At 65.3% G+C, this 19,724-nt stretch carries 19 protein-coding genes and 4 pseudogenes; 17 read left to right on the plus strand and 6 right to left on the minus strand.

Going from position 1 to position 19,724, the window contains the following annotated elements:
- The first annotated feature begins 115 nt into the window (after window positions 1–115).
- The 4 genes and pseudogenes from GO592_RS43310 to GO592_RS43320 form a co-directional block, all read left to right on the plus strand.
- Window positions 116–1,328 (plus strand): annotated as a pseudogene (locus GO592_RS43310) (IS110 family transposase).
- Window positions 1,329–2,080: 752 nt separating this feature from the next.
- Window positions 2,081–2,344: a DUF6308 family protein gene (locus tag GO592_RS45680; RefSeq protein ID WP_237720458.1), complete on the plus strand. Its 264-nt coding sequence runs from the start codon at window positions 2,081–2,083 to the stop codon at window positions 2,342–2,344.
- 122 nt (window positions 2,345–2,466) lie between these two features.
- Entirely contained in the window at window positions 2,467–2,742 is a 276-nt protein-coding gene (locus GO592_RS45685; RefSeq protein ID WP_237720459.1) for a DUF6308 family protein, read from the plus strand.
- Between the two features lie 62 nt (window positions 2,743–2,804).
- A pseudogene (locus tag GO592_RS43320) lies at window positions 2,805–2,990 on the plus strand (phosphate transport system regulatory protein PhoU); the annotation flags it as partial.
- Window positions 2,991–3,137: 147 nt separating this feature from the next.
- Here the strand turns inward: GO592_RS43320 and GO592_RS43325 are convergent.
- Together GO592_RS43325 and GO592_RS46865 are read right to left on the minus strand one after the other, a co-directional pair.
- A complete protein-coding gene (locus GO592_RS43325) occupies window positions 3,138–3,680 on the minus strand; it encodes a GIY-YIG nuclease family protein (RefSeq protein WP_039951575.1) in 543 nt (180 codons plus the stop codon).
- 145 nt (window positions 3,681–3,825) lie between these two features.
- A pseudogene (locus GO592_RS46865) lies at window positions 3,826–4,029 on the minus strand (hypothetical protein); the annotation flags it as partial.
- On the opposite strand from GO592_RS46865, the gene GO592_RS46435 reads away from it, so the two are divergent.
- Complete coding sequence (locus GO592_RS46435) at window positions 3,976–4,104, plus strand: hypothetical protein (RefSeq protein WP_337460052.1); 129 nt, start codon at window positions 3,976–3,978, stop codon at window positions 4,102–4,104. The pseudogene GO592_RS46865 and the gene GO592_RS46435 sit on opposite strands and share 54 nt — an antisense overlap.
- Before the next feature lie 375 nt (window positions 4,105–4,479).
- On the opposite strand, the gene GO592_RS46440 is transcribed toward GO592_RS46435, so the two are convergent.
- The gene (locus GO592_RS46440) at window positions 4,480–4,719 is read right to left on the minus strand and encodes an ATP-dependent DNA ligase (RefSeq protein WP_157234262.1); all 240 of its coding nucleotides are present in this window, start codon (window positions 4,717–4,719) and stop codon (window positions 4,480–4,482) included.
- Between the two features lie 417 nt (window positions 4,720–5,136).
- On the opposite strand from GO592_RS46440, the gene GO592_RS43340 reads away from it, so the two are divergent.
- Window positions 5,137–5,283, plus strand: a complete 147-nt coding sequence (locus GO592_RS43340; protein ID WP_167332375.1) for a hypothetical protein — start codon at window positions 5,137–5,139, stop codon at window positions 5,281–5,283.
- A gap of 427 nt (window positions 5,284–5,710) precedes the next feature.
- Here GO592_RS43340 and GO592_RS43345 read toward each other — a convergent pair whose 3' ends face one another.
- A complete protein-coding gene (locus tag GO592_RS43345; RefSeq protein ID WP_237720460.1) occupies window positions 5,711–6,298 on the minus strand; it encodes a DUF2441 domain-containing protein in 588 nt (195 codons plus the stop codon).
- A gap of 74 nt (window positions 6,299–6,372) precedes the next feature.
- Complete coding sequence (locus GO592_RS43350) at window positions 6,373–6,534, minus strand: hypothetical protein (protein WP_157234263.1); 162 nt, start codon at window positions 6,532–6,534, stop codon at window positions 6,373–6,375.
- 279 nt (window positions 6,535–6,813) lie between these two features.
- Here GO592_RS43350 and GO592_RS43355 point away from each other — a divergent pair, with 279 nt between their 5' ends.
- From GO592_RS43355 to GO592_RS43395, 9 genes and pseudogenes are all read left to right on the plus strand, one after another.
- Window positions 6,814–7,152, plus strand: a complete 339-nt coding sequence (locus tag GO592_RS43355; RefSeq protein ID WP_007298007.1) for a hypothetical protein — start codon at window positions 6,814–6,816, stop codon at window positions 7,150–7,152.
- The gene (locus tag GO592_RS43360; protein WP_202715294.1) at window positions 7,149–7,757 is read left to right on the plus strand and encodes a hypothetical protein; all 609 of its coding nucleotides are present in this window, start codon (window positions 7,149–7,151) and stop codon (window positions 7,755–7,757) included. The genes GO592_RS43355 and GO592_RS43360 overlap by 4 nt, the downstream gene beginning before the upstream one ends.
- A 411-nt stretch (window positions 7,758–8,168) precedes the next feature.
- The gene (locus GO592_RS43365) at window positions 8,169–8,489 is read left to right on the plus strand and encodes a hypothetical protein (protein ID WP_237737283.1); all 321 of its coding nucleotides are present in this window, start codon (window positions 8,169–8,171) and stop codon (window positions 8,487–8,489) included.
- Window positions 8,490–9,169: 680 nt separating this feature from the next.
- Window positions 9,170–9,736 (plus strand): annotated as a pseudogene (locus GO592_RS43370) (PDDEXK nuclease domain-containing protein); the annotation flags it as partial.
- A gap of 99 nt (window positions 9,737–9,835) precedes the next feature.
- Window positions 9,836–10,054: a hypothetical protein gene (locus tag GO592_RS43375; RefSeq protein WP_202715280.1), complete on the plus strand. Its 219-nt coding sequence runs from the start codon at window positions 9,836–9,838 to the stop codon at window positions 10,052–10,054.
- 161 nt (window positions 10,055–10,215) lie between these two features.
- On the plus strand, window positions 10,216–11,892 hold the full coding sequence (locus tag GO592_RS43380; RefSeq protein WP_202715296.1) for a ribbon-helix-helix protein, CopG family: 1,677 nt from the start codon (window positions 10,216–10,218) through the stop codon (window positions 11,890–11,892).
- Window positions 11,893–11,939: 47 nt separating this feature from the next.
- A complete protein-coding gene (locus GO592_RS43385) occupies window positions 11,940–12,254 on the plus strand; it encodes a hypothetical protein (RefSeq protein ID WP_202715297.1) in 315 nt (104 codons plus the stop codon).
- A gap of 668 nt (window positions 12,255–12,922) precedes the next feature.
- Window positions 12,923–13,993 (plus strand): nucleoid-structuring protein H-NS, encoded by a 1,071-nt coding sequence (locus GO592_RS43390; RefSeq protein WP_202715298.1) that lies wholly within the window; start codon window positions 12,923–12,925, stop codon window positions 13,991–13,993.
- 643 nt (window positions 13,994–14,636) lie between these two features.
- The gene (locus GO592_RS43395; RefSeq protein ID WP_082324957.1) at window positions 14,637–15,398 is read left to right on the plus strand and encodes an NAD(P)-binding domain-containing protein; all 762 of its coding nucleotides are present in this window, start codon (window positions 14,637–14,639) and stop codon (window positions 15,396–15,398) included.
- A 550-nt stretch (window positions 15,399–15,948) separates the two neighbouring features.
- Here GO592_RS43395 and GO592_RS43400 read toward each other — a convergent pair.
- Entirely contained in the window at window positions 15,949–16,959 is a 1,011-nt protein-coding gene (locus GO592_RS43400; protein WP_237720496.1) for an NADP-dependent oxidoreductase, read from the minus strand.
- A 183-nt stretch (window positions 16,960–17,142) separates the two neighbouring features.
- Between GO592_RS43400 and GO592_RS43405 the strand changes: the two genes are divergently transcribed.
- Entirely contained in the window at window positions 17,143–18,159 is a 1,017-nt protein-coding gene (locus GO592_RS43405) for a polysaccharide deacetylase family protein (protein WP_237720497.1), read from the plus strand.
- 44 nt (window positions 18,160–18,203) lie between these two features.
- Entirely contained in the window at window positions 18,204–19,724 is a 1,521-nt protein-coding gene (locus GO592_RS43410) for a long-chain-fatty-acid--CoA ligase (RefSeq protein ID WP_007298756.1), read from the plus strand.

A 19,724-nucleotide genomic window follows, 5' to 3' on the forward strand; every position in this document is an offset into this window, starting at 1 on the left:
CCTATAGCGCTGATGGGGTGTCGTGCCACCGAGCACTGATCCATTAGGTCGCCGCCGGGTGCCTCTGGGCTCAAACAGGTTTCACCCAGAAAGAAGTTATCAAAGGAGGCGATCGATGATCTTCCTCGGCGATGATTGGGCCGAACAACATCACGATGTCCATTTGATGGACGAGGCCGGGCGGCGGCTGGCATCTCGGCGGCTGCCGGAAGGGCTGACCGGCATCCGGCAGCTGCACGAGCTGGTAGCCGAGCACGCCGAAGACCCAGGTCAGGTGGTGGTCGGCATCGAAACCGACCGCGGCCTATGGGTGCAGGCGCTGACCGCCGCCTGCTATCAGGTCTACGCGGTCAACCCGCTCGCGGTCGCGCGCTACCGCGACCGCCACCACGTCTCCGGTGCGAAGTCCGACCCCGGTGACGCCAAGCTGCTCGCGGACCTGGTGCGCACCGACCGGCATAATCACCGGCCGATCGCCGGCGACAGTCCGGACGTAGAGGCGCAAGGTCCTCGCCCGCGGACACCAGAATCTGATCTGGTCCCGCACCAGGCAGACCAACGCGCTGCGCTCGGCGCTGCGCGAGTACTACCCGGCCGCGCTGGAGGTGTTCGACGACCTGCACGACCGCGACACACTCGCAGTACTCGGTCGCGCCCCGACACCCGCCGAGGCCGCGCACCTAACCCTGCCGGCAATCCGATCCGCCCTCAAAAAGGCTGGTCGGCAACGAAATATCGACAGTCGGGCCCGCGAAATCCAGACCGGGTTGCGGGCCGAGCACCTGACCGCACCGGCACCGGTCGCAGCCGCGTTCGCCGCCACCACCCGCGCCGCGGTCGGCCTCATCGCCGAGTTGAACAGACAGATCACCGACCTCGAGACCACACTGGCCGACCATTTTGAGGCACACCCGGACGCCGACATCTACCGCTCCCTGCCAGGACTTGGTGTCAAACTCGGCGCCCGGGTGCTCGGTGAATTCGGGGACGACCCCGACCGCTACACCACCACCAAGTCTCGCAGAAACTACGCCGGCACCTCCCCGCTGACGATCGCGTCCGGCAAGAAACGCGCGGTACTCGCCCGCCACGTCCGCAACCGACGCCTCTACGACGCCATCGACCAATGGGCGTTCTGCGCGCTCTCGTCCAGTCCCGGTGCCCGAGATTTCTACGACCAGCGACGCGACGCCGGCGACCTGCACCACCAAGCCCTCCGCGCCCTCGGCAACCGCCTCGTCGGCCTCCTCCACGGCTGCCTCCGCCACCGCACCCACTACGACGAACACATCGCCTGGGACCACCGACGCACCGCCCAAGCTGCTTGACAACTTACGGCCCTGGGATGTCTAACTCCGACAGAGCAGCAAACCGCCGAGGACATCGCCCGCGATCTGATCCACAACGCCGCCGAATCGACAAATCCGAAGGATGCTGGCGAAGCCCTGCGTTTAGTCGCGGCCCTGACCCGCTCACAAGAAGACGCCATGGGCATGCGATCAGGCGCGGTAACTGCGATCGGCGCTCTCGACCGGATCCCGTGGTTCACCCGTGGGGGTCTTAATTCTCTTGCGCTTGTCAATCGAACCCTTAGGCAGGTCACCCGTTATCTAACAGAGCCTGCCATCCGAGCCCATGCTGTTGGTCAGGTTCTTGAGCACATCACCGCAAGCACGCGGGTCGTCATCGGGCACAGTCTGGGGTCCGTCGTAGCCTATGAAGCCCTTAGCACGCTCCCTCCCACCCCTCGGCTGCCCCTGCTGATTACCCTCGGCAGTCCACTTGGCCTATCCGCGATTAACAGGCGTCTCGGCCAGCCTCCCGGATACCCCGCGGCGATCCGCAAATGGGTCAACATCGCTGCACCGGACGACATCGTCGCAGCCCGACCTGACCTGCGAACGGTCTTCGATCGCGACCGTCCGGAGGATTCACATTTAGCCCCTACCTGGCGGGTCCACAATGGCTCAAGACCCCATGATGTAGCCCACTACCTCACTAAGGAATGTTGTGGCAATGCCCTCGCGGAAGCATTAACACTGGCACGCCCATTGCCGTCTCGGTGATTTTGGTGTGGGGTATGACATTGCGGCTGCCGACCACTCTTGCGACCGACTCGAATGTTGCGGCGGTCGCGGCGCTGACGGGGTATTACGGCCGCCCGTACTTGGGCGACGATGCCTACGTCGGGGCGCATTTCGATTCCTGGTCGAGCACCGGGGACCGGGCGGGGGAGGTGGATCGGTTCACGGCGGACGATCTGGTCGCGGCGGGTGTTCCTGTCGGCGGGAGGTCCCGCCGAAGGCGGCGCGGGCGATCCTCGACACCCAAGCGGAGGCGCTGAATGCCCTTCTGGCGGCGATAGGCCCGGATCGGGACGGTTCGACGAACCGGCCCCGCTGACCCTGGGGTGGCCCGCCTGGGACCTGGAAACGGCCCTCTGGGCGCTGCCGGGGATCGGCCGGGATGAAGGCAACGAAGTTGATCGCCCGCAAACGCCCCCGGCTGTACCCGATCTGGGACTCCGTCGTCGGTGCGGTCCTGGGTACGGAGCGATCACATCTGAACCCGGTGAGGGAGGCGCGTCGGGCCGACGACGGGGCGTTGCACCGCCGGTTGCTGTCGATCCGGAAGGCGGCCGGCCTCCCCGAAGAGATCTCCGCGCTGCGGGTGTTCGATGTGATCGCGTGGATGAACGGCAAGAATCGCGGCCTCGGCGATGGCTCTGAACAGGGGAGATGACACGTCCCGGTGCTGTCTTCGACAGGTGCACGAGGATGATGGGCATGCGGATGAAGTTTCACGAGCAGCTCGACGAGCTGCATCGCCGGCTGCTCACCGTGATCGAGGATCCTGCCTGGACTGGCACTATCCCGGCCGCGGTCGATGTCACCTTGTTGGGGCGTTTCTACGAGCGCTTCGGCGACCATGCCGTCGTGGTCGGGCGCCGGGTGATTTTCCTCGTCACCGGGGAGCAGATGACCCCGTAGGTCGTCGCCGTCACGGGCCGCATCGCCGCGGCCGATCCGCGTGTGGACTTCGTCGTGCCCGTGGGTGTGCGCGTTCCTGCCGTGGACGCGGTTGTTGGAGGCGACGTGGTCCATGTGATGGCCGCGCGTTGTGCGTGTGTGTGGTGGTCAGGCGCTGGTGTTGTACGCGGTGCGTGCGGCGGTGATGACGGCGAGGACGGGTCCGGGGGTGGTGTGGGCGATGTTCAGCGGCGGTGCCCACTGGCCGATGACGGTGGCCTCGACGTCGGCGGGGGTCGGGTGCGGGCACCAGGACAGTCGCAGGTGGGTGTGCATCCACGCGGTCAGGCGGGTCTCGTCCTCGTCGAGGAGGACGACGCGGTCGGTGCGGCGGGTCTGGTAGCCCTCGGCGTCGAGGAGCAGCCCGGCGAGGGTGCGGCGCAGGGTGGACGATCCGCTGCGGCGCAGGTGATTGCTGCCGATCCGGCGGCGCAGGTTCGTTGCGAGACCGACGTAGAGCAGCCGCACTGACGGGTCGGTGGGGTGAGCTGGTCCGGGGAGGTGGGGGAACACGTCGGGGGCTGCCCACCAGGCGTAGAGGCCCGACGCGGCCGGCAGCGTGGCCAGGTTGTCGAGGGCGTGACTGGTGGCGCCGAGTGCGGCGATGGCGGCGGCCGCTTCGGGTGCGTCCGTCGTGGGTGGGGTCTGCATGGCGGTCAGTGTGCCGTGTGTGGCCGACAATGCGGGTGCCGCGCGGTGTCAGTGCCGCCCCGGGTAGGTCGACCTCGTCGGGTGTCTTGTCCTCGCGCGGGCCCTTCCAGCTCGGGTGGCGCAGGCTCCCGACGAACTCGCGGTACTCGACATCCCGACCAGCCTCGGTTCGACGTAGTGCGCGCCGCGGGCGTCCCGTGCCGGCACGGCGGTGGCGAGCGGGCTGGTGGGCTGCTCGATCTGCGCGAGCTCGCCGGCAACGCTCGCCGGTCCGCTGGCTGAATCCTGTTCCGACGTGGCCGATGTAGACCAGTCGGTGGTGGTTGTCGTCGTGGGCGCCCAGGAGCAGGGAACCGATCCCGTCGCGGGCGGTGCCGGCGCCGTCGACCCAGGTGGTCACGACGACCTCGGTATTGCGGCGTAGCGGAGTTCGCGAGCGGCCCGAGCACGCCGGCATTGTGTGATCCAGGTGGGGGGAGCGGCGGCCGGGTCGGTAGGGCGAGTCGATGCGTGTGGCCACCGCACCCCTCGAGTCCGTGCTCGCGTGCCAGCGCGAGCATCTGCCGGCCGTCGATGTCGGTCTGGTGCAGCCGGGACCTGCACCCGTGGCCCCGGCTGCACGAGATCGGCCAGCACTGTTCGGCGCTCGAGATACGGCAGCGCGGTCGTGGACTGGCCGTCGACGTCGAGGTCGTCGAACGGCGCCGCGGCGAGGAGCTGCGCCGTCGGACGCTGCGCGTGCATTCGCCGCTGCAACCGAGCGAACGACGGTCGGCCCTGCTCGTCGAGGGCGACGACCTCACCGTCGACGACGCCGTCGTGGCCGCTGAGCGCCCCCCGGGAGCGCTTCGGAGAGTTCGGGGAAGGAAGTGGGTGGTCTCTCGTTGCCGTTGCGGCTGTACAGGCGGCCCTGACCGCCTGCAACGAGGGCGATCGCGCGCTGTCCGTCCCACTTCCACTCGAGGGCCCACCCCGGGCCGGTCGGGACCTCGCCGAGGGTGGCCAGCATCGGTGTGGGTGCCGCCTGCGAGGAGGGCATACACGTCGAGTGTGTGCCCCGCCGTGTCGAATCAGGGTGTTCGTGGAACCAATCGGGGTGGAGCTGCGTCCTATCGGCGGGCGTCGGGCCGGAACACCGGCATGTCAGAGCGTGGGTGGGTTCTGGCCGGTGCCGGCGGGCCTGGGATTGTCTCGATCGGCGTACATCGCCTGGATCCGTTGCGGGATCTCCGGGTCCTCGACGTCGACTGTCCGGCCCCGCCGGAGGTACCTACCGGCAAGTAGGTAGCAGTTGCCGAAGATTCTGTCGGACAGGTGGATTGGCGCAGTTCTCCGTTGTGGTGTACAACTTCATGAGCCAGTGATTGTGAAGCAGTTCACATCATCTGTGACGGGGGTGCGGGTATCACGCCGTGACTGTTCCCCTCGCCGGTGACCTTCGACGAAAGAGGATGCATTGCCTACAGTCTCGACGCTCCGGACTGCCCCGATCGCCGCACGTCCGCCCCGCGGTGGTGGGTCGATGAGCACCGCGGAGATCAAGTCGAGGGTCGAGGCCATGTTCGCCGACCGTCGTCCGGCCGGTCCGTCGGGTGCACGCTGAAACGAGGGGGAGTGTCTGTGAATGTGCTGTTGCTGATGATGTTGTTGCTGACCGCGTTCGCCGCGGTTGTGGCGATGCGGACCGACGAGCGGTCGAACTTCCGCCGCTGACCTGCGGGCGGTCGGAGTCCATCGACACGGCTGGGAAGCTAGGCGGGGAAGTGATCTCGTCGTCACGCGTCGTGTCGATGGCTGGGTGTGCTCACCGGAGTAGGCCCCGGTTCGGCCACTGATCGTCACGAATTCCGGCCGCGGCTGAGGTGGCCGGGGTCGCGGATGGGTGGTGCGGCGTGTCGGCCACCAATTATGGCCGCGAACAAGGGCGAGCGGGCGCACCTGGAGTGACCTGTCGGTCGAGGTTGCCGAGTTCTCGGCGTCGGCCGCACATCCGACCGGCGTGTGAAACTCGTGATAGACAACGGTTCTGACTACTCGGCCGGACCGACTACGTGGACAGGTGGGGGTAGCAGGATCTCCCATGTCACGGGTACCTCGTGGTCTGGGTTCTGCTGTAACCAATAGCAGTGGGCGTGGTACGAGGTCATCAGGGCGGTGCCGTGGGTACGAAGCAGATCCATGTTTGCCCGGAAGCCGTCGTGAGCGGTCTCCACTTGCCAGATCGTCGCGGTGCCCGTTGGGTCTAATGCGGTGCGGAAGGTGTGGGCTTGTTCCAGTGTGTCCACGGCGAAGACGGATTGGAAGCGAGAGGGCGCGGTCGGGTAGTGCGCACGACGCACATTTTCCCAGATCAGCTCGATGGAGTGGTCGGTGACCTGGAAGAGCACATCTGCGTTGACGAAGTTGTTTTCACCGTGGGCTGCAACGCCGTCCGGGAACAGCACGTCGAGGTGTCGTTGCAGATGTGGGGGGTTCACATCGTCGTACCGGGTGAGTCCGAGGGTTTGTCCCTCGTGCAGGGTCCCCCGTCGATCGACGGTGTAGAAACGCGGCATTTCACAAGCCTCTCGTGCAATCGATAGTGGGTAGATTTCAGCATCCGGTTGGCCCATCGACATGAACGAAAGGCATGGGTGCAAGGGGCACGCGCACTCGAGCCGGCTCCATCTCGGCCGACCGGTAGGGCGAACCGCTAGGAGTGCACGCCGAGATCGTAGCGATCGACACGAACGAGCTGACCTGCGTCCGTGCCCGGGGTCTCGGCGCGATTGGACGCTGCCGGCTCCCCGGCGAGCGACGCGCGTGCTGCTCGCAGGGCGGTGGCCGAGCGGCCTACGTCGGCTCGCTGCTGCATCTTCACAGGACATCGCCCCACTGGTCGGAGAAGTCCCGGAGTGTGCGTTGCACGCGGGTGGCTCGCACCAGGCCACCAGACCGCGGCCATCGAAGTACACGCTTGCGGGGATATCGCGGTAGCGCGGAGGGTCTGCTGTGAGCTGTTGTTCGGATCGGCGGATGGTGGTCGGGTCGTCGCTGCGTGTGCGTGGGGTGACCTGGGTAAACGGTGGCCGGACCCGTACACTGTGGGCACCGACCGCAGCGGTGGTTGGCCTGAGCGAGGAGGGAGCGAGAGATGACCGTCATCAACATGAAGGTCACCCGTCAGAAGCTCCTGCAGACCGCCATCTTGGACAAGGTCGAGCGCGAGCATCTGCCCCTCGACACCGTCCGCGTTCGCCGCAGTCTTCAGAGTGTCCGTGAGCATGTGAGTCGCAGCCCGTATTTCACCGACTTCCTGGATCGGTGGGAACAGATCGTCGAGGACAACGACGTCGAGACGCTTCGTCGGGTCGTCGAGTCGGACGACGAGGCTGGGAACGAGATGCGTAACCTTTCCCCGTTGCACGTGCTGCTGACCGAGGATGAACGCATGAAGGTCCTCGATGAGCTGCGTGAGCTCGTCCTGAGGTGAACCGCGGGGAGCTCGAGCAGGTCATCAGGGCAGCCTGCGCGAACCTCGACGAGGGGCAGGTGATTGTCTTCGGCTCCCAGTCGATTCTCGGGTCCTATGACGAGACGGAGTTGCCGGAGTACGCGACGTTGTCGCGTGAGGTTGATGTGTTTCCGCGGAGCGGCATCGACGCTCCGGCGTCGCCGGCGGTGGTGGAAAAGATCCTCATGCTCAACGGGCGGCTTGGTGAAGGCTCACCGTTTCATGAGTCTTTCGGTGTGTACGTCGAGGGGATCCACAAGGACGTGGTGGTACTGCCGAGGCAATGGGACAACCGGCTGGTCGCGGTGAAGGTCGAGGACGGGTCGGAATATGGGCGGACGGGGTTTTGTCTCGATCCCGTGGACCTGTGTGCGTCCAAGGCCATCGCTGGTCGCGAGAAGGACCGCGTGTTCGTGGCGGCTCTGGTGGAGGGCGGGATCGTCACTGCCGCACAAATTCTCGGCCGTATCGACAATTACGGGATCGAGTGGCCCGACACCTACGACGCGGACAGGGACGTGGCACTTGGTCGCGCCCGGAATTGGCTTGCCGACCTCGAGAAATTCGGCGACGGCCTCGGCTGATCGGGACGAAGCTGCGCCGGACCAAGCCTGGACGCAGACCGTGGATCCTGGGTACTGAGGCGGAGGCGCTGAACGCCCTTCTGGCGGCGGTGGGCCTGGATCGGGACTGGGTTTCGTCGAACGGTCCCGCTGACCCCGCGGTGGCCTGCCTGGGGCCTGGAAACCTCCCTGGGGCGTGCTGGGATCGGCCGGGCGAAGGTGACGAACGTCCTCGGCCTCCCCGACGAGATCTCGGCGCTGCGGGTGTTTGATGTGATCGCGTGGATGGAGGGGGAAGAACCGCGGCCTCGGGGAGCGTTCTGACCTGGGAAGATGACACGTCCCGGGGTGATCGGTCATCGGCGGGGCCGATGATGGGTGGTGTGGACGAGGCAGCACCCGGGGGGATCGGGAAAGGGGCTGCGGATTTCGTTGGGCGTCATCGCGGGTCTTTTGCTGGGGTTCTTCTGCTATCTGCCGGCGGTGATCTTGTGGCAGCACTACGGCGATGTTGTGCAGCCGCGGGTGTATCCGCGCGGCTCGTTCATCTCGTTCGGGCCTGATCCGCCGCCGGCCTCGTATTGGGTGAGCTGGGCGGGCCCAGCTGTTGTGGTGGTGGCGTGCGGGTTGATGACGGTTCCGTGGCGGCCCGCCCGGCAGTTCGCTGTGCCGTTGGTGTGCGCGTTCGTGCCGATGGCGGCAATGGTGGCGTGGTTCATGATCGGAATGGAACTGTTCTTCACTCCCGACTGAACCGCCGGCGAAGCGCTGAATCCGCTTGGTGTGATGGCGGTCCGTACCCGATTTTCGGGGTGCGGGCCGTGTCCCGGTGTGGGGCTGTAATGATGCTGTGACCTGGTGTGATGACATGTCCCCGGTTTGTGATGTGGAGGCGCTGGCGACCTGTGTTGGGGAGTGCCGGCGCGAGGGCGCGCGGGTGTCTGTTTCGTCCGTTGTGGAGCCGTTTTGGATGTGATTTTGAAAGTTGTTGATGTGCAATATGTTTGAGTAATCAATTGGTTGATAACATTTTACACATGTTGTGCACAAATATGAGGTTGTAAGGTTCGTAATCGGTTGTAGATCAATAGATTTGGATGTTTTGAGGTTTTTGCCTGCTTTGGGTTGGGTTGGGATGGGGTGGTATGATGTGGGTATGACATGGAGCGGCGAGGGAAAGCGAGTGGGCGACGGGTCGGGAGCATCCACTCGCATTCCCAGCCTCTTTGGGGTGTGGGGGACCGGATCGAACGCTTCGATCAAAATGTGCAGGTGAGAGCCTGATCCCGGAAACTCGGAGGAGCGAAGCGACTCGATCGACGGCAACGGGAATCGACCCACTGCGAGCCGCGCAGCGGCTCCCTGGCGGGGAGCGAAGCGACTCGCCCCGTCTCCCGGTGCGGAGCACCGGGAGATCGGAAGAGCGCACCGGTGACTCCGACCTGGCGCAGCAACTGGTCCGCGACCCGTACGTCTTCGACTTCCTGGATCTGACCGATCGGGTCGCGGAGCGAGAGCTCGAGGCCGCGCTGATGGCCCGGTTGGAACGGTTCCTGCTCGAGCTCGGTCACGGCTTCGCGTTCGTCGGCCGGCAGTACCACTTCGACGTCGACGGTGACGACTTCTACATCGACCTGCTGTTCTTCAACTGGATCCAGGCCCGCTTCGTCGTCGTCGAGCTGAAGGTAGGTCGGTTCGAACCCGAGTACGTCGGCAAGCTCGGCTTCTACGTGTCCTGGATCGACGACAACCTGCGCGACCACGACAAGCACGCGCCGACCATCGGGATCCTGCTGTGCGCCGGACGCAATGACAACGTCGTCCGCTACTCCCTGGCTGGAACCACCGCACCGTTGGCGGTCGCCGACTACACCTACGACACCCTGCCCGCACCGGTGCGCGAACTCGTCCCCACCGATGACGAACTCGCCTCCGCAGTGGGGGAGACCCTCACCCACCTGGCGGAAACCCCGTCACCACGCGCCGACACCGAGCAGTGAACCCGCTGGTATCGGCCAACCGGGGCCGAGCCAGTGAGATGAATGAGCTATCCTAACCGGATTGCGACATAACAATGCAGAATTGTAAAGTTTGGTGACATGACGGAACCCGCGCCGAGCAGCGACGACAACCAGACCAAGCCCGCCGACAATGCGCCGCAGCACACCGAGAACGGCTTCGGCACCTACGAGTGGGATCCCGAGCGCGGAATCGTGTTCCGCATGGACCTCGACCAGTTCGGCACCATCGGCGGCGTCCCGGTCAGCCAGTACACCCCGCCGCCCCCGGCCCCGTACACACCGCTCAACCACTCCTGAGCCAGTCACACGCCCGCGACCCCGGCACCCGCCCCCGGATGCTGAGGCACAGTACATTTCGCAGATGCCGGCTCGCCGAGGCGCCGTGACCGATCATGGCGGCGGCGGGCGACATGGGGTGCGACTCGCGGTCCCCGTCCCTACCGGAACAATGGCCGGTGATGAGCGAGACAAACATGGGCCGCGTACCGGTGGGAGATCCGATCCCGCTCCGGCTCGATCCGACCACAAAACAACGCCTCGAGGAGCTGGCCGCCGACATCGGCCCCCGCCGCTTCGGGGCGCTGGTGCGGGTCGCCGCCCGCCGACTTCTCGCCGACCCCGACCGGGTGCCCGAAGTCCTGGCACAGGCCCGCCGCGCCTCCGCCGACGCCCGCCGCATCCCCTGGGCGGAAAGACCCCTCGACCTCGACCCCGCCACCAACACTCGCCTCAACCAACTCGCCCACGAGTTCCACACCGACCGCAGCGCGATCGTCCGCGTCGCACTGCACCGCTTCCTCACCGCAGCAGGACGATTCCGCCACCCGTTGCTCCGCGAAGACACCCGCACCGATCTGACCTACCGCACCCGCGTGTACCTCAACCGCTCCACACTGGTCCGCCTCGAAAAGCTGATCAGCCGCAACGGCGACGCCCTCACCGCCGCAGCGATCCGGGTCGCGGTCCGCCGACTCCTCGACAACCCGGGAGCCCTCGCCGCCGACCTGGCCACGATCGGCACCGCCCGCGACCTGACCCCGGAAGCCCTCGGCCCGCGCACGAACGTGCACTTCGACGACGACCTGTGCGACCAACTCGACACCCTCGCAGTTCGGCTCGACTCCGACCGCGCCGAACTCATCCGCCTGGCCGCCCGCCAGCTCCTGGCGAACCCGCGGGACCTCGAGAAGGCGGTGACCGAGGAAATCTACCGCGGGGACGCCAACCGGGCCAGGCTCCTCGCCCGGGACACCCGCCGCCGACAGGCCGCGGCCGCCGACCAACCGGCCCACACGCCCACTCGAGCACCGAGTCCGCAAGGGAACCCGTTCGGGCGCCGGCACGTCTTCCGGTTCGACGAGGACACCAAACGCCGCCTGGAAGAGCTGGCTGACGAGTACGGTCCCCGCCGGGTCTCCGCGCTGCTCCGCGTCGGAATTCGCAGACTCATCGGGTCCCCGCACGCCGATGAGGCGTTGGCGCAGGCCCGCCGGGCCGCCGCCCAGGCCCGCGCGCTCCCGCACGACCCGGTCACCCTGAAACTGGACCCTCCCACGGCCGCCCGCTTCTGCGCCCTCGCCACCCGCCACGAGGCGTCGCCGCGGGACCTGGTCGCGGTTGCGGTGCACCGCTTCCTCGCCGCCCCCGGCAACTACCGGTCGGCGCTGATCGACGAGGCCGCCGTGTCCGGGCTCGACGAGAAGTTCAGAGTGTCCCTTCGCCCGTCGGCCCGACGCGCCATCGACCGGCTCGCCGAACGACACGGCACACGGCTCAGCTCAGCGCTCGTGCGCGTCGCGGTGCGCCGGCTTCTGGACAACTCTGGCGACCTCACTGGTGACCTGGAAAACGTTGCGCCCGTGCACGACCTGCGCCCGGCGCACCGTACCGCCCGAGTCGACGTCGCCCTCGACGACGAACTCCTCGCACACCTCGACGCCCTCGCCGACCGGCTCGGCTCGAACCGCCAGGAACTGGTGTATCTGGCGGCCAAACGCATCCTCCGCTTCCACAACAACATCGAGAACCGGATGCTCGACGAGATGTTCCGCGCTCCGAACAGCCGGAAGCACCTGCTGGCCAAACATGCCCGCCGCGAGAAGATCCGTCGGAGAGGCCGCGGTAGCGACACCTGAGCTGCGAGAATAGATGGTGGGTCGGGCCCCGCATCACCAGAGGACCCATGTCTCGGTTTCTGCGTCTCGCGTTCGTCGCGTCGACGACGGCCGCCGCTCTGTCCCTGACCGTGGCACCCGCACACGCGGCACCATCGCCGGACCCGCCGGGGTGCACCGTGCAACGGTTCGTCCTCGGTGCGATGTCGACGTGTGCCCCGGGTTCCGCGAACACCCATCAAGTGGAGATGGTGTGCCTGATCTTCGGATTCCCTGCCAACGTGTACTACGCCTGGGGACCAGAGGTGCCCACGTTCCTGCCGTCCGTCTCGCTCTGCCCGCCTGTGAGTTACGGGTTCACCGCAACTGTGCACCTCCGATAGCAGCCGGTGCCCCCGTGACCTGCGTAAATGGCACTTTCCCTAGCGCGGTCCCCTCCCGTCGCCCCGGACGTGCCGGCGCGGCGCCGCGGGAACTCCAAGGCAGGAGGAAGTGGTTGTCATGCTCGACCTGGCCTATCGGTTTCCCGAAATCATGCCCATCGCGAACGGAGTATGCGCATGGTGGGATTCCACGCCCTTCCACTGACCGGAGGTGATCACGCTCAGATGACACATCCCACTTTCGGGGATGATTCTCAGTGGTGCAGGGCGGTGACCGAATTGCGGATCTGGGCGCGCTGCTTGGCGTCGAGGCCACGGACTCGGGTCCGATTTCGGCCTCGACGCGAGATTCGGGACGAGATTGTGCGGGAAGCCTGGTTGCGCGACGACATCCCGACATTAGTTCTGACAGACACTCGACCGAGCGGGCATCGGGAGCGACAGGTGTGAAGCGGGGAGGGTGAGTGAGAATGAATCATAAACGGGTGCACGCAGTTTGGGTCAAGGAGGCGATCTGTGTTAGCCGCATTCCTTGCCGATATGCACCGCACACTCTGCCGGTCGCTCGTTGACTCACATTCACGATTAGTCTATGCGGTGATGGATACGTCCGAGGAAGCCGCGCATGCGTCGGCAGCCATGACTGCGGAAGGCTAGCGGAGTTGACCATGAACGTTATCAGCGGTGCCGCGCGCGCCGCCAGAAATGCAGTCGCGGTTCTTCGGAACGCGGGTGAGGGCGCCTGGTCCTTTACGAGCAGCAAGCGGCGGCAACGGACGCAGACGTCGGAGGAAGCCAGAGCCGGACTCGAGGTGGAACCCCAGATCACCATCAAGCCTGAGTCGGAGCCGACCCCGTCCCAGGTGCCGCCCGCGAAGAAGGCTGTAGCCGAGTCACCTGCGAAGGAGGTCGCTTCCGCCAATCCGACCCGGTCGGAGACGCGGCCCACCAAGCGAGGCGCCAAGGCAATCGCCGAACGGGTGCCGTCCGAGACGCCGCCCTTGAGAAAGGCTGCGGCCGCCCGGTCCGAGACGCCGCCCGCCAAGGAGGGTTCTGTGAAGGCGCCCGCGAAGAAGGCTGCCGCCAAGGCACCTGCGAAGGCTGTGGCCGGGAAGGCGCCCGCGAGGAAGGCTGCGGCCGCCAATCCGACCCGGTCGGAGACGCGGCCCGCCAAGCGAGGCGCCAAGGCAATCGCCGAACGGGTGCCGTCCGAGACGCCGCCCGCCAAGGAGGGTTCTGTGAAGGCGCCCGCGAAGAAGGCTGCCGCCAAGGCGCCTGCGAAGAAGGCGGCTGCGAAGGCACCTGCAAAGAAGGCTGCCGCCAAGGCACCTTCGAAGAAGGCTGCTGCGAAGGTGCCAGTGAAGAAGGCTGCCGCGGAGGTGCCCGCGAAGAAGGCTGCTGCGAAGGTGCCTGCGAAGAAGGCTGCCGCGGAGGTGCCCGCGAGGAAGGCTGCGGCCGGGAAGGTTCCCGTAAGGAAGGCTGCGGCCGCCAATCCGGCCCGGTCGGAGACGACCCGCGCCAAGGGAGGTGCCAAGGCAATCGCCAAACGGGTGCCGTCCGAGGTGCCGCCCGTGAGGAAGGTTGCGGCCGCGAAGGCGCCGGCGAAAAAGACCGCTGCAAAAACCGCGAAGAAGGCCGCTGCGAAGGTGCCCGCGAAGAAGGCCGCTGCGAAGGCGCCTGTGAAGAAGGCCGCTGGGAAGGCACCCGTGAGGAAGGCGGCGGCGGCCGGTAATGAGTGATGTACTTACCGGTGCGCGATGCCCATAAGGGCCTGGACTTGTGTTGCCGAGCGTTCGCCCCACCCGGGGGAGCGGGTGCTCAACTGTCGGTTGCCGAGCCAGGGATTGGGGTCTGGGGTGTTGAACGTCCCGCCCGGGCTTCTTCGTGTCGATTGACAGCGAGGTCGGCCGCCTCGGAATGGCGGGCAGGACCGGTGCGTGGTGTAGGTGCTGTCTCGGCTCCGGCATCAACGAACTCGCACGTCTCTCACGATCGGGGATGAACCCGGCGGACCACCGTTCGCCTCTGGCATCGCGCCTGCATCGCGCCGAGGACCTGCTGCCGCCGGCTGCCGGATACTGGCCTCGTTCGGGAATGGATGGGCTTCGGGAGCGCGGGGTGCGAGTGGCCGCGGCAATGTCTGTCGGGGCGCCGATCAGGAGCGGGGACGTGTCGTTTCTACTGTTCACAGTGGCTATTTCGCGCTGTCTCCGGGGTATCGCGCGGTGAAATGCGCGATAAGCGAACCTGACTACAAGAGCCCACAATGCACAGCACGATCCGTGCAGCAATCGGGGTAATCCCCTCACCCACGACAGGACCGAGAAGTGGGACGTCGGCCCTCTAGTCGACCTGTCAAGTATTTGAATCAGTTCGAGCTGAATGCGCCCACGCGGAACTATCCGACGGGGTCCGTTGTTGACGTATGCAGCAGTCGCGAAGTATCGCGGCACTCGACGAAGGGGTACAAGAGATATGCGCATCGGAATCATCGGAGCTGGTCAGATCGGTGGCACGCTTACACGCAGGCTGACTGCGCTCGGTCACGATGTGCGCGTGTCGAACTCTCGGACACCCGACACCCTCGCAGACCTCGAGGCGGAGACCGGCGCAAAGGCGGTACTGAACACCGAAGCCGCCGAGGGTGCAGACCTGGTGATCGTGAGCATCCCGCAGAAGAACGTCGTGGACCTTCCCTCGGACATCCTCGCAGGCGCTGCCGCTGGTGCTCCGGTGATCGAGACAAACAACTACTACCCGCAGCAGCGAGACGGATTGATCGCCGCCATCGAAGGCGGTCAGGTAGAAAGTGAATGGGTGCAAGAACGCCTCGGGGTGCCGGTGTTCAAGGCATTCAATGGAATCTGGTGGAAGCATCTTCTCGAGAAGGGCCTACCGGAAGGGTCGAGCGGCCGGATCGCGCTCCCCGTCGCCGGCGATGACGCACTGAAGAAGCAGGTGGTATTCGATCTGATCAATCAGCTCGGATTTGACCCTGTCGATGCGGGCACAGTCGAAGATTCCTGGCGTCAGCAGCCGGGAACCCCGGTCTACGGCAAGGATTTTGATCGGGAAGCTACGTTGAAGGCACTGGCGCAGGCAACGCGTGAGCGCACGGACGAGTGGCGTGCTGTGGCGCAGTGAGTGCTCGGTGTCGAGCGGTGGCTGCCGAATAGGAAGACGCCGCTCGGCCGGTGGGTTGGTCCTGGTGCGACGCGCGTCCAGGACGGCATCGGTATCGAGACGGCGGGGGGCGCGGGCGCCCGATCCGGTGTACGGCCATCCGCTGGGCAGGGTGCGGGCGCTACTCGTGTCGGTGGTTGTTGCGGGCGGTGGAACAGGATCGGGTCCTGGTCGACGATTCGGTCCCGCTGGCTCCCGGGGTGGCCTGCCTGCACAACACCACATCGCGACCCGCGCTAGCCGGGGTGTCCTTATTTGGCTCGTTGACGCACAAGTTGTTGGACACGCGCAACAGCTGAACGCCACTTCCGGTGCCGTCGCCGCTCCGGAGCGCGTTCAAACACAAGGTCTGGCGCACTCGACTGCCGTTAATGCATACAGCTCCCTGGGACTCCACCAGCTCCCAGGCAAAAGTCGGCCGGATACCCCTTGCATGCGTCGGAGGCTGCATCCTGGCCGCGCGGTGACGGGAACGAACCTCCAACTGAGGCGGCTTTAGTTTAGAGGCTGGCTACGCAGTCAGATCGATGATGAGCTTGCCTGGGTGGCCGTGGGAGAACGAGTCCACGAAGGCGGCCGGCAGCTGCTCGAATCCGGGTAATACCGATTGCACGGCCTCCAACTGTCCGGAACGGATGAGTTCGCCGAGCGTGGCTTCAACCTCTGCTGCGCGGTCCATGTAGTCGAGCGCGACGAATCCTTGTGTGAGGATACGCTTGGTGAGAAGCTGTCCGAAATTGTTTGGGCCGGAGGGGCGTTCGGTCAAGTTGTAGCCGTCGATCAGGCCGCACAACGCGATGTGTGCGTGGTTGTTCAGCCGGGTGATCGATGCCTCGAACATCGGGCCCCCCGAGTTTTCGAAGAGGCGGTCGATGCCGTCCGGTGTTGCCGCCTCGAGTTGGTCCTTCCAATCAGGGGCCGTGCGGTCGACGACGGCGTCGGCGCCCAGTCGGGCCACCATCGAGCACTTCTCGGCGCCTCCTGCGACGCCGACAACCTGTGCACCCGCCTGCTTTGCGAGCTGGACTGCCACGCTTCCGACTGCGCCCGAGGCGCCGGAGATCAAGACGGTGTGCCCTGGTTCCGGGCGCAGGATGTCGCACACTCCGGCCCACGCGGTCAGGCCCGTCATCCCGAGGACGCCAAGGTAGTGCTCCAAGGGAACGTCCTCGCGTGATGTGATCCGGTCCCAGTCGGTACCGGGCGAGCTGACGATCTGGCGCCGTTGCCAGCCGACGAAGCCACGAACGATGTCGCCGGCGGTGAAGTTGCTGTTGCGTGAGGCCCTCACGCGTGCCAGACCGAAAGCGCGAACTGGCTCTCCGAGTGCAACTGGGGGAAGATAACTCGGTCGGTCGTCGAGCCAGCCCCTGATGGCCGGATCGATCGAGATGAAGAGGGTCTCGAGTGCGACGTCGCCAGCCTCGAGTTCGGGCAGGGCGACGTCCTCCACGCGGAAGTCCTCCACGCTCACGTGCCCGTGGGGGCGCTGCGCCAGGACGATCTGTTGTGATGAATTCACGGTGTGCTCCTTCGTCACCACCGACGGTAGAAGTCATGACAAGGCGAAACTTGGCCCTATGCGCACGGGATTCGACGAGCGCGCACAGCGCGCATCTCAAGCCGAATGCGATGCGCCTGATGAAAGCAGGTGCGCGCAAACAGCCAAGACGTGATGTCCATCACTTCATAGGGTCGGTGGGAAATGGGCTTCGTGCCGAAGAGCCCACCTGAAAGATCCGGAGTCAACGCAATGAATGACACACGCGCCGACCGACCTCTCGAGATTGCGGTCACGATCGATGACTTCGTCCTGTGGGACGGCGTTCCCATGCCGGGCGACACGACTCCCACTGACATCACGCGTTCTGTGGCGAAAACGCTGAACGACTACGGACTCAAGGGGACCTACGGTTTCTCTCACACATACCGGCTCGAGAACGAGCCAGAGCAAATGGAGGCCTTCGAGGCGTGGGCCGAAGCGGGCCATCACCTGGGTAACCACACTCACCAGCATGCTCCACTGCGCTGGATGCCCGACGCGGCATTCCGATGCGATTTTGAGACTGCCGAGAAGTATATCGGTCATCTGATCGACGCCGCACCGTCGAAGTACTTCCGGTACCCCATGGACATGTCATCAGGATCCGAACGACGTCGAGGGGAAGTCGAGAATTACCTCGCAGATCTCGGCTACCGCACGGCCCCGATCACCAGTTGGTTCAGTGATTTCGCGTTCATCATGCCGTACTTCCGCGCGATGACCCTTGGCGACAGGGACGTGCAGAAGCAGGTACGCGACCTGCACGTGTCGACAGCGGTTGACATGCTCTACAAGCACGCGGACACCGCGCACACCCTGTTCGGTGCCGACGCACCCCTCATCTGGCTCGTACACGGCACCACGATCTCTCGTGACACCCTCGCTCCGATCCTCGAGGCATTCCTCGAGCGTGGCGTGGAGTTTGTAACCCTCGATGAGGCGATGAAGCATCCTGTTAACTTCGGGAAGCCGCCATGTAATGAGAGCTTCACCAACCAACTACAGAGATTCGCGCTCGCTGCGGGCTTGCCGAAACCTGAACTCGACGTCGAGCGGCTGGCCGAGATCCTGAACCTCGCGCCCATTCCCGGCCTCGACACGATGGCGACCTACGAAGAGCGCATGTTCAAGCCGTTGGCGAAGCGGGTGGGAGCTGACTACGACTGGGATTGGTCCTGAGTCGGAAATCCACATTCACAACGTCATCCTCTGAAAGCAGGATCATGCTCAACCTGGCCACCATGCTTGCCGACACTGCTCGACGCACTCCCAGCCGAACCGCTGTCATCGAAGGTGACCGAACCCTCACCTTCGGTGAAATCGATGCGGCTGCGAACAGTGTTGCCCATTTTCTTCTCTCCCTGGGGTTGCGCCCAGGCGACCGCGTTGCCCTGACGATCGCGAATGTTGTCGAGTTTCCGATCGTCTACTTCGGCATCCTCAAGGCCGGTGGAGCCGTCGTGCCGCTCAACACGATGCTCAAGCGGGAGGAGGTTGCCTACCACCTCCGTGACTCGGGCGCGATGGCCTACTTCTGTACCGTGCCGGGGCTCGACGACGAGGCGTGGCGCGGCTTCCAGGACGTCGAATCCTGCGAGCATCTGGTCACCCTTGGCCCCGCTTTGCTCGATGAGCCAGGCGTGGGAACAACCTTGGCTGAGGCATTGGCCGAACACCCAGCGGAAGACGTCCTGCAGGTGACCGAGGCAACGGACACCGCGGTGGTCCTGTACACGAGCGGGACGACCGGCAAGCCGAAGGGGGCGGAGCTCTCCCACGCCAACATGGTCCTCAACGCCATCGGGCATAACCAACTGCTCGACGCCCGAGCCGACGACATACATCTGGTCACTCTTCCGCTCTTCCACTCGTTCGCACAGACCGTACAGCTGAACGCCGGTTTCGCCATGGGGGCCACCCTGGTCCTGCTGCCACGATTCGACGCAGCTGAGGCTCTGGCGTTGATGACGCAGCACCGGGTGACGGTCTTCGCCGGTGTCCCGACGATGTACTGGGCTCTGCTCAACAACGCCGCCGACGGAATAGACGTTGACCTCGCCGGTCTCCTGCGAATCGCGCTGTCCGGCGCAGCTGCCATGCCCGTCGATGTGCTGGAGCGGTTCAGGGATGTCTTCGGTGTCGGGATACGGGAAGGCTACGGACTCTCCGAAACCAGCCCGACCGTCACGTTCAACCCCCTCGACCAACCGAACCGGTCGGGATCGATCGGCAAACCGATCTGGGGGGTAGAGGTGAAGCTCATCGACGATCACTGGAACGAGGTCCCCGCCGGGGAGCCAGGAGAACTCGCCGTACGTGGATACAACGTGATGAAGGGATACCTGGGGCGGCCCGAGGCGACAAAGGAAGTGATCCGCGACGGCTGGTTCCGCACGGGCGATATCGCAACGCGAGACGAGGACGGCTACTACTTCATCGTCGATCGCGCCAAGGACTTGATCGTGCGGGGAGGCTTCAACGTCTATCCGCGCGAGCTCGAGGAGGTGATCATCGGCCATCCAGAGGTCAGCCTTGTGGCCGTCGTCGGAATCCCCGATGAGCGAAGCGGTGAGGAAGTGAAAGCCTTCGTCATCCGCGAGCCTGGATCGGAGTTGAGGGAGGAAGACCTGATCGGCTGGTCACGGGAACGGTTGGCGGCTTACAAGTACCCGCGCCTGGTGGAGTTCAGGGACACCTTGCCGATGAACGCGACAGGAAAGCTCCTCAAGCGGGCTCTGCGATGA

This window comes from Rhodococcus sp. 21391 (assembly GCF_016772255.1).
Lineage (GTDB): Bacteria > Actinomycetota > Actinomycetes > Mycobacteriales > Mycobacteriaceae > Rhodococcus_F > Rhodococcus_F opacus.